This window comes from Magnetofaba australis IT-1, assembly GCF_002109495.1.
Classification (GTDB): Bacteria; Pseudomonadota; Magnetococcia; order Magnetococcales; family Magnetococcaceae; genus Magnetofaba; species Magnetofaba australis.
Genome location: NZ_LVJN01000021.1, coordinates 352,413 through 366,742, shown reverse-complemented (window position 1 = coordinate 366,742; position 14,330 = coordinate 352,413). Strand labels below are relative to the sequence as shown.

General features: G+C 62.4%; 5 protein-coding genes. 1 reads left to right on the top strand and 4 read right to left on the bottom strand.

Going from position 1 to position 14,330, the window contains the following annotated elements; genetic code table 11:
- Positions 1–210: 210 nt before the first annotated feature.
- Both MAIT1_RS20240 and MAIT1_RS20235 read right to left on the bottom strand, forming a co-directional pair.
- Positions 211–1,398, bottom strand: coding sequence for an SPOR domain-containing protein (locus MAIT1_RS20240; protein WP_085446843.1), 1,188 nt, complete (start codon positions 1,396–1,398; stop codon positions 211–213).
- Positions 1,395–1,595, bottom strand: a complete 201-nt coding sequence (locus MAIT1_RS20235; RefSeq protein WP_085446842.1) for a hypothetical protein — start codon at positions 1,593–1,595, stop codon at positions 1,395–1,397. The genes MAIT1_RS20240 and MAIT1_RS20235 overlap by 4 nt, the downstream gene beginning before the upstream one ends.
- A gap of 219 nt (positions 1,596–1,814) precedes the next feature.
- On the opposite strand from MAIT1_RS20235, the gene MAIT1_RS20230 reads away from it, so the two are divergent.
- Positions 1,815–10,757: a transporter substrate-binding domain-containing protein gene (locus MAIT1_RS20230; protein WP_158089652.1), complete on the top strand. Its 8,943-nt coding sequence runs from the start codon at positions 1,815–1,817 to the stop codon at positions 10,755–10,757.
- A gap of 266 nt (positions 10,758–11,023) precedes the next feature.
- Here the strand turns inward: MAIT1_RS20230 and ribD are convergent, their stop codons facing one another.
- Both ribD and MAIT1_RS20220 read right to left on the bottom strand, forming a co-directional pair.
- Entirely contained in the window at positions 11,024–12,142 is a 1,119-nt protein-coding gene (gene ribD / locus MAIT1_RS20225; RefSeq protein WP_085447211.1) for a bifunctional diaminohydroxyphosphoribosylaminopyrimidine deaminase/5-amino-6-(5-phosphoribosylamino)uracil reductase RibD, read from the bottom strand.
- A 357-nt stretch (positions 12,143–12,499) separates the two neighbouring features.
- Complete coding sequence (locus MAIT1_RS20220) at positions 12,500–14,236, bottom strand: TRAP transporter permease (protein WP_085446840.1); 1,737 nt, start codon at positions 14,234–14,236, stop codon at positions 12,500–12,502.
- Positions 14,237–14,330 lie beyond the last annotated feature (94 nt).

Here is a 14,330-nt window from a genome sequence, read left to right as displayed (position 1 = left end):
TAGCGAGCCCGAAGGGTGAGGGCCAAGGATGGCCCGAATCACGGTTTGGTTGTTGGGAGCTCGAGGGCGTAGCCCTCGATATCTTCCATTTACCCGTAGATGAAATGTCTGACTTTAGCTTCACGTAACTATAATATACTGATTTTGCAATGATTATTGTTGTGTTGTTGCGCCAAGAAAATCAAGACAGTGGAGGGACTCGCAGCGGGGTCAGGGTGCGGCGGGGGGCAAGACGCGCCCGATGGCGACGCCGCCGATGCGCAGCGCTGCTTGCGCCTGCTCGGCTTGATCGCGGGTGGCGAAGGGGCCCGCCAGCAGATGGATCATGGCGGTGTTGTGAATGTCGGCGGTATGGCTCTGCACCGGCAGATCGAGACTCTCCACTTGGTGACGCACCTCATTGGCGGACTCGGTCTGTTCATAAAACCCCACTTCGACGAAGAATTCGATCACCGGCGACATGGGCTCGGCGTGGGGCGTGGCGACATCGCCGGATTCTTCCTGTGGCGCTGTGGCCGCAACGGTGGTGGGGGTGACGGCAGGCTCAGGCGCGCGCTCTGTGGCTGGGGTCTGGGGGGCGGCGTCGGCTTCAGGAGTCGCGGCGGCGTTGGATTCGGATTGGACCGCCAACGCGCGCAATTGCGCTTGAATCATCAAGCCTTCGTCGATCTGCGCGTCACAGTGGTCCGCCGCCAGCCGCAGGGCGTCGGCGCGTTGATCCCCCTTCGCATGCTGCGCCATGTGAAAATAGACTTCGCAGCGGCGCATGGCCACATCGCCGCCCGCCAGCGCGCGGGTGAGCAGCGGCTCGCCATGCTGCAGATCCAGGCGCAACTGCATCAAGGCCTGTTGCCAAGGGTAGCGGGTCAAGCTGTCGAGCCGCTCCCGCAACCAGATCCGCGCCTGTTCCGGGTCCAGTTTATCCGTTACCTCATAACGCCACATCAGGGGGTAGGGGGAGCCCAGATTGGGGTGCTTCTGCAGCAGCGCATCCAGCGCGTTGCGCGCCTGTTCATACTGCTGCAGGTGGACCAACAGCAGCGCCCGGTTGTAGAGATAACGCGGGTGCGCCGGAGCCAGCGCCACGGCGTGGGTGATGGCGCCAAGGGCGGCGTCAAACCGCCCCAACTTCTTGAGCGCCATGGCCTGGTTGTTATAAATGGCGGCGCGCTGCGCCTGCGGCAAGTCGGCGCCGAGTTTCAGCGCGCGGGCAAACATCTTAATGGCGCGCGCCAACTCCCCTCGCGCCGCCCACTCCTGCGCCCCAATAGCCATGCGCAGAGCCTGCGGCGGTTGCGTCGGCAGGCTCTGCGCCAGGGCGGCGTGTGCGCCAAACCAACAGATTACGCTGCAGATCAGCGCCGCCAGGATCCCCCGCTTATGGCGCGCGTCTCTCAACGCTCGTCGCCCTCGGCGGGAATGCGGCGGCCATTGGCGTCGCGTTTGGCGCGGCGTTGATGCTGATTCTTCTCGGGATTGCTGAAGGTGAAGCGGCCAAACAGCACGCACCCCTTCATGCCCGGATCACATGGGCGCCCGGCCACTTTGGCGCAGCCGCCCGCCACTTCATGGGGACAGCCCCATCCGCTGCTCATGGCGTTCTCCTTGTTCGTCCCTCTCTCTCGCGCCATCCCATCGGCGCGACAGACCAACCTCATGCGCTGCGATGAGAAAAACCGAAAAAAAATGGGGTTAAGGGATTCCCTTACGCTGAATCGTGCTAAACTGCAAGATTCTATTGACCATTTGGTCATTGCACGGGGCCTGCGCCCCCTCTCTTTTTCAGATGCAACGCCATGGCAATGATTCCCCGCTTGCTTCGAATCGTCCTGCTCCTCGCAACGCTGTGGCCCACGGCTAGCGCCGCTGTTGAGGGCGTCGACGATGTGGTCATTCAACTCAAATGGCGACATCAGTTCCAATTCGCCGGTTACTATGCCGCTGAAGCGCGCGGCTACTTCGCCGATGAGGGGCTCAATGTCACTCTGCGCGAACTGCAGCCCGGGGAAGATCCCGTCGCCGTGGTTCTCAGCGGCAAAGCCAGCTATGGCGTGGCCGACGCCGGGCTCGCGCTGGACAGCCTCGAAGGCAAGCCGGTGCGACTGTTGGCGCAGATTTTCCAGTACACCCCCTCGGCGCTGCTGGCGCTGAAATCCTCTGGCATTCAGTTCCCGCGCGATCTGCGCGGCAAGCGGGTGATGCTCTCGTCCAATAGCCACAGCAGCCCGTCAGTGCGCGCCATGTTGCGCAAAACCCTGGGCGCATCGCCGGACCTGACAATCGTGCCCCACGCCTTGAGCCTGCAACCCCTGGTGAAAGGGGAGGTGGACGCCGTCAACGCCTATCTGGGCAATGAGCCCTTCGCCCTCAAACAGGCGGGAATCGGTTTTGTCATTCTCGATCCGCGCGACTACGGCATCGATCTGTATGGCGACAACCTGTTCACCACCGCCGCCGAGTGGCGCGACCACGCGGAGCGCGCCGTGCGCGTGACGCGGGCGGTGCGACAGGGGTGGGAGTACGCCCTGGAGCATCCTAATGAGATCGTGCGGCTCATTACCGCCAAATATAATCCGCAAAATCGCAGCATCAAGCAGTTGAAGTTTGAAGCGGCGCAGATCAAACGGGCGGTGCTGGCGGAGTTCAACCCCATCGGCGCCTATGAGCGCAGCCGCTATCAGAAGATGGTGCAAACCTTTGCGTTTTCCGGCATGGCCGCCAAGGCGCGGCTGAACGACGACTTCTTTACCGATCTGGAGAGCGTGACGCCGGGGGGCAAACTGCCGCTCACAGAGGAGGAGCGCGCTTGGCTGGCCGAACATCCGGTGTGGCGCGTGCACAATGAGAGAGATTGGGCGCCGTTCAATTTCTTCCGCAATGGCAAACCGCAAGGCTTCTCCATCGATTACATGGATCTGTTGGCGGAAAAACTCGGCGTGCGCATCGAGTATGTCTCCGGACCAACCTGGGGAGAGTTTATCCAGCGGATCCGCGAGAAAAAATTGGACGTGATGCTGAATATCGTGCGCACGCCCGAGCGGTTGAAGTACATCCGCTACACCCACCCTTACGCCAAAAACCCCAACGTTATCGTCTCGCGTCAGGCGCAACCATACGACAACATCGCCGCCCTGGAAGGCAAACGGGTGGCCTATCCCAGCGGCTTCTTCTATGACGAAGTGCTGCAACGGGATTACCCGAAAATTATTCGCGCGCTCATGGCCGACACCACCGAGAGTTTGATGCAGCTCTCCCTGGGCAATGTGGATGCGGTGTTGGGCGAACAGGCGGTTCTCAGCTATCTCATCGGTGAGAACATGCTCACCGGTTTGACCCTCTCCGGCGAGGCCGACCTGGGCAGACCCGATCTGGCCAATCTACGCATCGGCGTGCGTTTTGACTGGCCGGAGGCGCCGCCGATTCTGGAAAAGGCGATGCGCGCGGTCTCCATTCAGGAGCTGCGGGAGCTGCGTCAGCAGTGGCTCGATACCAAGCGCGCATCGATTGAGTCAAACCCTGCGCCCACTTTGAACGTGACCCCCCAAGAGCGCGCCTGGCTGGATGAACATCCGGTCATCCCCATCGGCGTGGATGGCCATTGGGCGCCCATCGACTTCATCGATGAGGATGGCGAGTTCAAAGGCGTCTCCGCGGATTATGTGCGCGAAGTGGGCAAGCTGCTGGGAGTAACCTTTGAACCCCGCACTGGGCCGAAGTTTGCGCAGATGCTGGAGAAGACCGTCAGCGGCAAGTTTCCCGTGGCGGTCTCCGTGGCGCGGCGTCCAGAGCGCGCCGACAAACTGCTGTTTGGCCCCGCCTTCTTCAATGTGCGCCGCGCCATCATTGCGCGCAGCGGGGTCAATATCCACAGCATCGCCGACCTCACCGGCAAAACCGTCGCCCTGGAGCGCGGTTACGTCACCAACGCCTTGACCCGCGAACGCAATCCGCAGATTCAGATCATCAATGTCGATGACACTTTGGCGGCGCTCAAACTGGTCTCTTACGGCCAGGCCGACGCCTATATCGGTAATCTGGCGGTGGCGCTGTGGCATATGGGACGCCAGCAGCTGGTCAATCTGGAGCCGGTGGGGGACGCCTGGAACGACGCTTCGCCACAGCACTTCGTGGTCACCCGCGCCGATCCCCAGTGGCAGCCGCTGGTGGGTCTGCTGGATAAAGCCATGGCGGCGATTCCCGAGAGCGTGCGGCGGGAGATTGACCAGCGTTGGATCGGCGCCAACACCCAGATTCAGATCAAACCCCGCATTCAACTCACCAATGACGAGCGCGACTGGCTCAAACAGCACCCGGTGCTCACCGCCCACAATGAGCTCAACTGGCCGCCGTTCAATTTCAACAAGGGCGATCAACCGCTGGGCTACTCCATCGATATGATGGATATGGTGGCGCGCAATCTGGGGGTCAAGGTCAAGTATCTACACGGCCCCAGTTGGGCGGAGTTTCTGCAGATGACCCGCCGCGGCGAGTTGGATGTGCTGCTCAATGTGGTCAAAACCCCCGAGCGAGAGGATTCTCTGGCCTTCACCACGCCCTATTTGAACGCCAAGTCGGCCATCTACGTGCGCAGCGCCCGCGACGACATCCGTTCCCTGGCCGATTTGAATGGCAAAAAGGTGGCGATCCCCAAAGGCTTCTTCTTTGAAGAGATAGTGCGCGCGCACTATCCCCTGATTCAAATTGCGCCGGTGGAGAACGCCCTCGATGGTTTGCGCGCGGTGTCGCAAAAGCAGGCCGACGCCACCATTGGCGAAGAGGCGGTGATTCTCTACCTGATCGGCGAGCATCTGTTTAGCGACATCAAGCGCGCAGCAGGCATCTCCGATGCGCGTTTTCACAGCGATCTGAGTATGGCGGTGACCAAAGATCAGGCCCTTTTGCAACGTCTGCTGCAGAAGGGGCTCAATGCCGTCACCTTGGCCGAGAAGCGCAAACTGGCGGAGCGCTGGATGGGCTTGGATCCCGTCGCCGAGTCCCAGCGCGTGCCCATGACCGCCGATGAACGCGCCTGGGTGGAGTCGCATCCGGTGGTCAAACTGGGGGTGGATCCCGCTTGGCCGCCATTTGATTACGTGGATGGCCGCGGCATTCACGTGGGCTACGCCGCCGACCTGCTGCAGGTGCTCAAGAGCAAACTGGGGATCGATTTTCAACGCGTGCCCAATTTGACTTGGAAACAGGTGGTCGATGGGGCCAAAGCGCGTGAAATCGACGTGATCTCATTGATTTCAGTGGATGATGATCGGCGCGCCTTCCTCAACTTCTCCGATCCGGTGCTGACCATGCCGTTGGTGGCCGCCGCCCGCGATGACGCCCCGGTCATTCGCTCCGTGACCGACCTCAAGGAGATGAGCATCGTTGTCCCCAAGGGCTATACCGTGGCCAATCTGTTGCGCGTGCAACACCCGGACCAGCCCTTCCGCGAGGTGGAGAATCCGCTGTCGGGACTCAAACAGGTGTCGTTGGGCCAGGCCGATGTCTACTTGGGCTATCTGGGCGTCATCGGCCACCTGATTCGCGAAAACGGGCTGTTTAACCTCAAAGTGGTGGGACCCACCGGCTTCCCGCCCAAACAGCTCTCCATTGGCGTGCGCTCGGATCAGCCGCAATTGATCGCGCTGATCAACAAAGCCCTGAAAACCATTCCCCTTACCGAGCGCCGCGCCATTGAGCGCAAATGGGCGCCGTTGATGAAAACCGCCGCCCCCGCCGCTGAGGAAGCTACGGTGGGCGGCATCAAAACCCAGTGGGTGGCGCTGGCGCTGGCGACGCTGTTCCTACTGCTGCTGCTGGGGGTGATGGTGGCCCCGCGCCTATTCTCCGACGAGATGCTGGCGCGGCAGTTCGGCGCGCGCGGCTTCCGCAGCTTCATCCTCGGCGGCCTGAGCGTCATCCTGGTGATTGTGGGCTCGCTCATCTGGTTCACCCTGCAGAAAAACCGCGCATTGGCGCTGGAGTCGACCCGACAGGATCTGAAGGTGGTGCTGGAGAGCTCGGTGGAGCGCCTGCACTTCTGGGTGCAGAGTCAACAGAACCTCCTGGCGCAATTGGGGCGCGATCCCGAGCTGGTGGCGATTACCGAAGAGTTGCTCAAGCTGGAGTCGAAAACGCCGCAAACGCTCAGTCAGGCGCCGGCGCAGGCGTTGGTGCGCGCCTTCTTTGCCGCACGGGAAAGTCGCTTTGGCCGCATCGGTTTCCATATCATCAGCCCCGATGGCGCCAATCTGGCCTCGCAGCACAACGCCGATTTGGGTGAGCGCAATATCATCGGCGCGGTCAAACCGCGCCTGTTGCGCAAGGCGTTCTCCGGGCAACCGGTGTTCGTGCCGCCGATCCAGATCAGTGATATGCCAAACCCGGACGCAGCAGCGGCGGAGGAACAGAAGATCAACATGTTCTTCGCTGCGCCCATTCGCAACGCTCAGGGCGATGTCATCGCCGTGCTCACCCAGCAACTGCTGCCCTCCGGGCAGCTCTCGCGCATCATGCAATATGGCCGCATCGGCCACACCGGCGAGACCTATCTGCTGGACGTCAATGGACGCATCATCACGGAAAGTCGCTTTAAACAGGATCTGGCGCGCATCGGCGTGCTGTTGGTGGGCGAACAATCCGACAGCACGGATTTGATTGCGCGCGACCCGGGCGGCGACATGACGCGCGGCTACCACCCCAGAACGCCATTGGCGGAGCGACCGTTTACCAAAATGGCGGCGGACCTGGTCCAACAGGGCCGTATGGCGCTCAACCGCAGCGATCCCCATGTGGCCATGGAGACGCCGCTGCGCATGAACGTGGAGGGGTATCGCGACTATCGTGGCGTGCCGGTGATGGGGGCCTGGCGCTGGTTGCCGGATATTGAGTTGGGTCTGGCCTCGGAGATCGATCGCGACGAAGCGCTCTCAGGCTTCTACGCCATGCGCCGCAACCTCTTGATGGTGGCGGGTTTGACGCTGTTGCTCACCATTGTCGCCACCCTGGTGCTGGTGGTGTTGGGCGAGCGCGCCGCCCGCGCCATGCGTCGCTCGCAGGAGGAGCTGGAGAGCCGCGTGGTGGCGCGCACCGCCGAACTGACGCGTCTGTCCAACCGCCACAATCTGGCCTTGACCAGCATGAGCGATGGGCTGTTTCTGCTCGATGGCAATCAGCAGTTCGTGTTTTTCAACAGCCGCTATCTGGAGCTGTTCAATCTGCCCGATGAGCTGGTCAGCGAAGGCGGCTCCTATGAGCCGGTGGTGCGTTTCCTGGTGGAGCGCGGCGATTATGGCCGCGTGAGCGACAAAGAGTCCTTTGTGCGCATGCAGTTGAACCATCTGCACATTCGTACTTCGGTGCGGCGCGAAATCCACACCCATGAGGGTTTGGTGCTGGATATGCGCCAGGCGCCGGTGGCCGATGGCGGGGTGGTGATGACCATCAGCGACGTCACCCAGCGCAAGCGCGCCGAGTTGGAGGTCTCCAAAAAGCAGGCGTTGATGCAGTCGGTGTTCGACTCCATCCCCGACCTGATCTTCGCCAAGGATCTGTATGGCGTTTACTCCAACACCAACGTCTCGTTCGAGCGCTTTATCCGTCATGAACGCGACGAGGTGATCGGCCACTCCGACTTCGACCTCTACCCCCACGATATCGCTGAACGCTTCCGCGAGAAGGATCTGGAGATTCTGCACGGCGGCAAGCCAGTGCGCTTAGAGGAGTGGGCGCTGCGCCAACCGGGCAAGGTGTTGCTGGATATCCTCAAAACGCCCTTCTACGGTCCCGATGGCGAGGTGTTGGGCATTCTGGGCGTGTGTCGCGACATCACCGAGCGCAAACGTATGGAAGAGGATATGCGGCGCATCAACTTCCTCTCCGACCAGGCGTTGGATCTGACCAAGGCGGGCTATTGGCATGTGCCGCTGGATGGCGCCGGCTGGTATATCTCTTCACCGCGCGCCGCAGCGATATTCGGCGATGCGCCGCGGGAGGATTTCCGCTATCGCATTCGCGAAGAGTGGTATGAGAACGTCAAGGCCGCTGATCCGGAAGTCGCCAAAGAGGTCTATACGCGGTTCCAGGCGGTGGTCAAAGGCAAAGCTTCGGCATTCAACGCCACTTTCCCCTACAAGCGGCCCATCGATGGCGAAACCGTCTGGATTCACGCCTTGGGGCAGGTCACTCAAGGTGAGGAGAACGAGCCGGACGTGCTCTATGGCGTGACCCAGGACATCACCGAATACAAACTGCTGGAGTTCGACCTGACCGAAGCGATGCACGCCGCCGACGCCGCCAACCGCGCCAAATCGGACTTCCTGGCCAACATGAGCCATGAGATCCGCACCCCCATGAACGCCATTATCGGCATGAGCCATCTGGCGCTACAGACCCAGCTCAGCGCCAAGCAGCGCGACTATGTGACCAAAACCCACAACGCCGCCAACTCACTGCTGGGCATCATCAATGACATTCTGGACTTCTCCAAAATCGAAGCGGGCAAGCTGGACATGGAGTCGGCGCCGTTCCAACTGGATGAGACGCTGGAGAATCTGGCCAATCTGATCACCGTCAAAACCGCCGAGAAGGGGCTGGAGTTCCTCATCTCCATGGAGCCGGACACCCCCATCGGCTTGGTGGGCGATTCGCTGCGGTTGGGACAGGTGCTGATCAACCTCTCCAACAATGCGGTCAAGTTCACCCAACAGGGTGAAATCGTGGTGCGTGTGGCGCTGCAGGAGAAGGATGAGAATGCTGCGCTGTTGCGCTTTGAGGTGCGCGACACCGGCATCGGCATGAGCGACGAGCAGATGGCGCGGCTGTTCCAGGCTTTCTCCCAGGCCGACGCCTCCACCACGCGCAAATATGGCGGCACCGGCTTGGGACTGACCATCAGCAAACGGTTGGTGGAGATGATGGGCGGCGAGATCGGCGTGGAGAGCGCGCCAGGCCAAGGCAGCACGTTCTGGTTCACCGCCCGCTTTACCTTGCATGACCAGGTGAAACGACGCTTTGAGATCGTGCCCGAGGAGCTGGAGGGCAAGCGGGTGCTGGTGGTGGATGACTCCGACGACTCGCGCCAGATTCTCAACGCGCTGGTGCGCGCCATGCATCTGGAGACGCGCACCGCCGTCGATGGCGAGCAGGCCATTGAGGCGATTCTCCAAGCCCAGAAGGGGGGCGAACCGTTCGACCTGGTGTTGATGGATTGGCAGATGCCCGGCATGGATGGCATTGAGGCCACGCGGGCGATTCAGCAGCGCGCGCAGATCAATCCCAAGCCGTCGGTGATTCTGATCACCGCCCATGGCCGCGAAGAGGTGCGCAGTCAGTCCCAGAGCGTGGATCTGGCGGCGTTCCTGCTCAAACCGGTGACCGCCTCCACTCTGTTTGACGCAGTGGTGCGCGAAGCCTTTGGCATGGAGACGCGCATCCATGCAACGACGACCGAGACGCCAATGCCAAGCCAGGATTTGGCGCGCCCCATCCGCGGCGCGCGCCTGCTGCTGGTGGAGGACAATGAGATCAACCAGCAGGTGGCCACCGAGCTGTTACAACAGGCGGGCTTGCGCGTGGCGGTGGCCAATAATGGTCAAAAGGGGGTGGAGGCGGCGCTGGCGGGGGACTACGCCGCCGTGTTGATGGATGTGCAGATGCCGGTGATGGATGGCTACGCCGCCGCCCGCGCCATTCGCCAGGAGGCGCGTTTGGCGGAGCTGCCCATCATCGCCATGACCGCCAACGCCATGGCCGGGGATCGCGAACGCTGCCTGGAAGCGGGCATGAACGACCATGTTGCCAAGCCCATCAATCCCCAGGATCTGTTTGAGGCGCTGGCGCGCTGGGTGGCGCCCACCGGCGCGGCGGATGAGGAGACGGAGCCTGCTGGCGCACAGATCGGCAACGGCGATGACGCGTTGCCCGAATTGCCCGGTTTTGATGTGCAGAACGCTGTATTACGGGTGGGCGGCAACCCGGCCACCTATCGCAAACTGCTGCTCAAGAGCCGCGCCTCACAAGAGCAGGCCATCGCCCGCGTGCAGGAGGCGTTGGCGGCGGATGATCGCGAAACGGCGGTGCGCGAGGCGCATACCCTCAAAGGGGTGGCGGGCGCCTTGGGCGCGCTGGATTGCCAGCAGGCGGCAGGCGAATTGGAGGCGCTGTTGATGCGGGAGGGGGCGCTGGATCCGACGGCGCTGGCGCAAGCGCAAGAAGCGGCGCAAGCGGCGTTGACGGCGATGCTGCAAACCATCGACGCCGCCGATCTGGAGTCCGCGCAGGCTGCGCCGACGGCGCCGGCTTGGGATCCCGAGCGCATGCAGGCGCTCATGGCGCAACTGGCCGAACAGGTGGCCGATGACGATGTGGACGCCGCTGAAACCGCCACCGACATCGCGCAACTGGCAGGGGATACGCCATTGGCCAACACCGCTCGTGCTCTGCGCCGCGCCGCCGAAGGGTATGATTTTAACGCCGCACTGCAGCATCTGGAGCGTTTGCGCACGCAGTTGGCGCAGATGTCGACTCCCGGTGCGGAGGCGTCTGATGCATCGACCTTGAGCCGCGATGAGGTGGATGCGTTATTGGCTAAAGTGCGTGACGATGACGCCGAAGCGGAGGATCTGGCCGGAACCCTGCTGCAGCGGCAATTGACGGCGGCGCAAGGAGATCTGCTCAAACGGGCCCGCGCCAAACTGGCGCAATACGATTTCGACGAGGCGTTGCCGCTGGTCGAGCAGTTGGCGCAGACGTTTGTGGAGTAATATAGTCACTAGCATTCAAAAGTGCACATATGGGCGCTGAAAGATATCGAGGGCTATGCCCTCGAGCTCCCAAGATCAACAGCCACACCGTGGGCGCCGCCCACACCCGCTGGGGCCGCGGGCCCCAGACCCCGCCGTCGGCCAGCCGACGGCCAATAGTTAGCGCAAGCTGGACCTACGTCACGCAAACATTGGCCGTTCTGTGCAATTTTGTTTGGTATGGCTATAAAAGCGCAATACTGGCGTAGAAACGCCAAGCAACACTCTTAAGATTCCGGCGCTTCATAGATCAAATCGCCGCTGACATACAGATCGCCGCCATCCAACGATTGCAGCGCCATGCGCTCAATGCGCGGCGCCTGCGCCAACTCCGACACCCCCAAGCCGCCCAATATCCCCCGCGCTTCGCCGCCGCCGATGAGCATCGGCGCCAAAAACAGCGCCACCCGATCCGCCAGCCGCGCCTCCAACAGCGCGCTGGTGAGAATCCCCCCCGCTTCGCTGAGCACGCTGGTGATGTCGCGACTGGCCAGTTGACCCATGAGGTCGTGCAGATCCACCCGGCCGTCGGGTAGGGCGCCACAGGTGATCACCTCCACGTTATTGCGTGCAGATAACTCGGCGCGACGAATGGGGTCCGCCTGCTCGGTGGCGATGATCCAGGTCGGCGCCTGGGAGGGGAGATTCAACACCGCCGCCTCATCGGCGATGCGCAGATTGGCGTCCACCACCACCCGCACCGGGTCACGCCCGCCGCGCAGGCGGCAGGTGAGTTGCGGATCGTCCGCCAGCAGGGTGCCGGAGCCGATCAGAATGGCGTCGTGACTATTGCGCAGTTGATGGCCGCGTTTGCGCGCCGCCGGGCCGGTGATCCACTGCGACTGGCCGCTGCGGGTGGCGGTCTTGCCATCCAGCGAGGCCGCCGCTTTGAGGGTCACCATGGGGCGTTTGTGCAGCATCCAGGTGGTGAAGGGGCGGATCAGCGCCTGGGCCTCGGCTTCGCGCACCCCCACGGTGACGGCGATGCCCGCCGCGCGCAGCCGCTCTAGGCCGCGTCCGGCCACTTGTGGATTGGGGTCGCTCATGGCCGCCACCACCTGCGCCACGCCGGCTTCGATCAAACCATCGCAACAGGGCGGCGTGCGCCCATGGTGGCTGCACGGCTCCAGGGTCACATAGGCGGTGGCGCCGCGCGCCGCTGCGCCCGCTTCGGCCAGGGCTTCGCGTTCGGCGTGGGGCAGTCCGGCGCGGTGGTGGTAGCCCTTGCCGACGATGCGCCCCTGTTTGACCAGCACGCAGCCCACGGTGGGGTTGGGGCGGGTGCGCCCTTGGGCGCGCGCGGCCAGGCGCAGGGCCATATCCATATAGCGATTGTGTTCTGACATAAACGGGGCGTCCCAACAGGGCGGCATGAGAAGCAAAAAGCGACATGCATGCTCGAAACGAAAACGAACCGAGGTCCAGGAGGGCGTCCCTCCTGGCGGGTCCAGGGCGGCGCCCTGGTCGGGGTCTGGGGCGAAGCCCCAGTCTCTTTACGCTTCAATCATTAGCGCTAATAAAAAGTTTCGGGAGAGGGAAGATATCGAGGGCTTTGCCCTTGAGCTCCCCGGAAAGTCGTGGGGCGCCGCCCCACACCCCGCTGGGGGCGCGGCCCCCAGGCCCCGCCGCCGACCAGTCGGCGGCCAACTCAATAGCGCATGCTCGCACGCTTTCCCGCACACACTATTTCATTCGTGCGATTCTTACGCCTTGGCTCCCGTCAGCATAGCCTTGAGCGGCTTGTACCAGATGCCGCTGAGGAACCATGCATAGAAGTAGGTGCCCAAAGCGATCAACACAAACGCCACCACGATATCCTGTGAGCTTCCATCCAGCGAGAAGGCGGGCACGTAGCCAAACAGGAACGGCGCCAGATAGAGGAATTTGGCGAACTTGAACGCCGCAAACGCGGTGCGCCACATGTTGGATTGCGCGATGGTGGCCCCGGCAAAGGCGGCGATGCACACCGGCGGCGTGATGTTGGAGTCCTGCGACAGCCAATAGACGATCATATGCGCGGCGATGGGATTGACCCCCAGCTCGGTGAGCGCAGGCACCGCCACCACGGCGGTGATCAGATAGGCCGCCGTCACCGGCACCCCCATGCCCAGCACCAACGACGCCAGGGCGATAAGCGCAATGGTCAGGAACAGGCTGCCATCAGCCAGTTCAATCACGATGTCGGCGAAGGTGAGCACCAGACCGCTGTAGGTGAGCACGCCGATGATGATGCCGATCACCCCCACCGTGGCGCCGATCTTCAGACTGCTCTCGGCCCCGGCGCGTGCGCCTTCAAGGAATGCGCGGGGGCCGATGCGCGTTTCCGGGTTGATCCAACTAATGGCGATGGCGGTGATAATGCCGAGAATCGCCGAGAAGCCCGGCGAGTAGCCGTACAACATGAACACCGTGATGGCCACCAGCGGCAGGATGTAGTACCACTCGTTTTTCAGGATCTCCATGGCGCTGAATTCCGAGCGCTCGCCGACGATATTGTGCTTTTTGGCCTCGTAATGGACCATCACGAAGACGCTGAAGAAGTACATCAGCGCCGGGAACACCGCCACCAGCATGATCTCCGAATAGGGCACCCCGGTCAGTTCCGCCATGATGAAGCCGCCCGCGCCCATGATGGGGGGCATGAACATGCCGCCCAGGGACGCCGCCGGTTCGATGCCGCCGGCGATGTGGGGTTTGAAGCCCGCCTTTTTCATCATCGGGATGGTGAAGGCGCCGGTGGAGACGGTGTTGGCGATGGCGGAGCCGGAGATGGAGCCGAACAGGCCGCTGGCGATCACCGACACCTTGGCCGGGCCGCCCACCTTGTGCCCCACTGCGGCGAGGGGAAAGTCGATAAAGAATCGTTGCGCGCCGCTCTTCTCCAGGAACGCGCCAAAGATGACGAACAGCACGATGTAGGTGGCCAGCACGTTGGCCATGATGCCGAAGACGCCGTCGCTTTTGTAAAAAATGGAGACGCACAGATAGGGGAAGGTGTCCCCGGCGTGGGAGATCAGATCCGGCATGTAGGCGCCGTAGACGCCGTAGAGCAGCATAATGGCGCCGATGATGACAAAAATGAGTCCCACCACCCGGCGCGCCACTTCAATGCCCAGCAGCACGCCCACCATGGCGATCCAGGTATCCAGCTCGGTTTCCGCGCCGGAGCGGTAGTTGATGGCCTCGAAATTGAGGATCCAGTAGCCCAGCGAGCCCACCGACAGCCCCATGAGCAGGTAGTCCACCACGCGCATGAATGGGTTGCGCGAGCGGTAGAGCAGAAACACCAGCAGATAGGTGAGAATGACGTAGACGCCCCGGTGGTACTGGGTCGAGGCGGGCTCCCATACTGCCGCATAGGAGTAGAACAGGACCAGGCTGAGCGCCAATGTATCGAACAGGATTTTTTCAAACCGGTGAAGATCTTGGAATGCAGCCATGGTCCGCCTCTTTAAACAGGGGCAGGGCGCACGGCCAGAGCGGGCGCGTTGCGCGCGCCGCTCTGGCTGTCGCCTCAGTGGTCAGGTGCGAAGT

Bases quoted from the DNA above. Each gene is read 5' to 3' on its own strand.
- MAIT1_RS20235 (WP_085446842.1), bottom strand. From the start codon at position 1,595: ATGAGCAGCGGATGGGGCTGTCCCCATGAAGTGGCGGGCGGCTGCGCC.
- ribD (WP_085447211.1), bottom strand. From the start codon at position 12,142: ATGTCAGAACACAATCGCTATATGGATATGGCCCTGCGCCTGGCCGCG.
- MAIT1_RS20220 (WP_085446840.1), bottom strand. From the start codon at position 14,236: ATGGCTGCATTCCAAGATCTTCACCGGTTTGAAAAAATCCTGTTCGAT.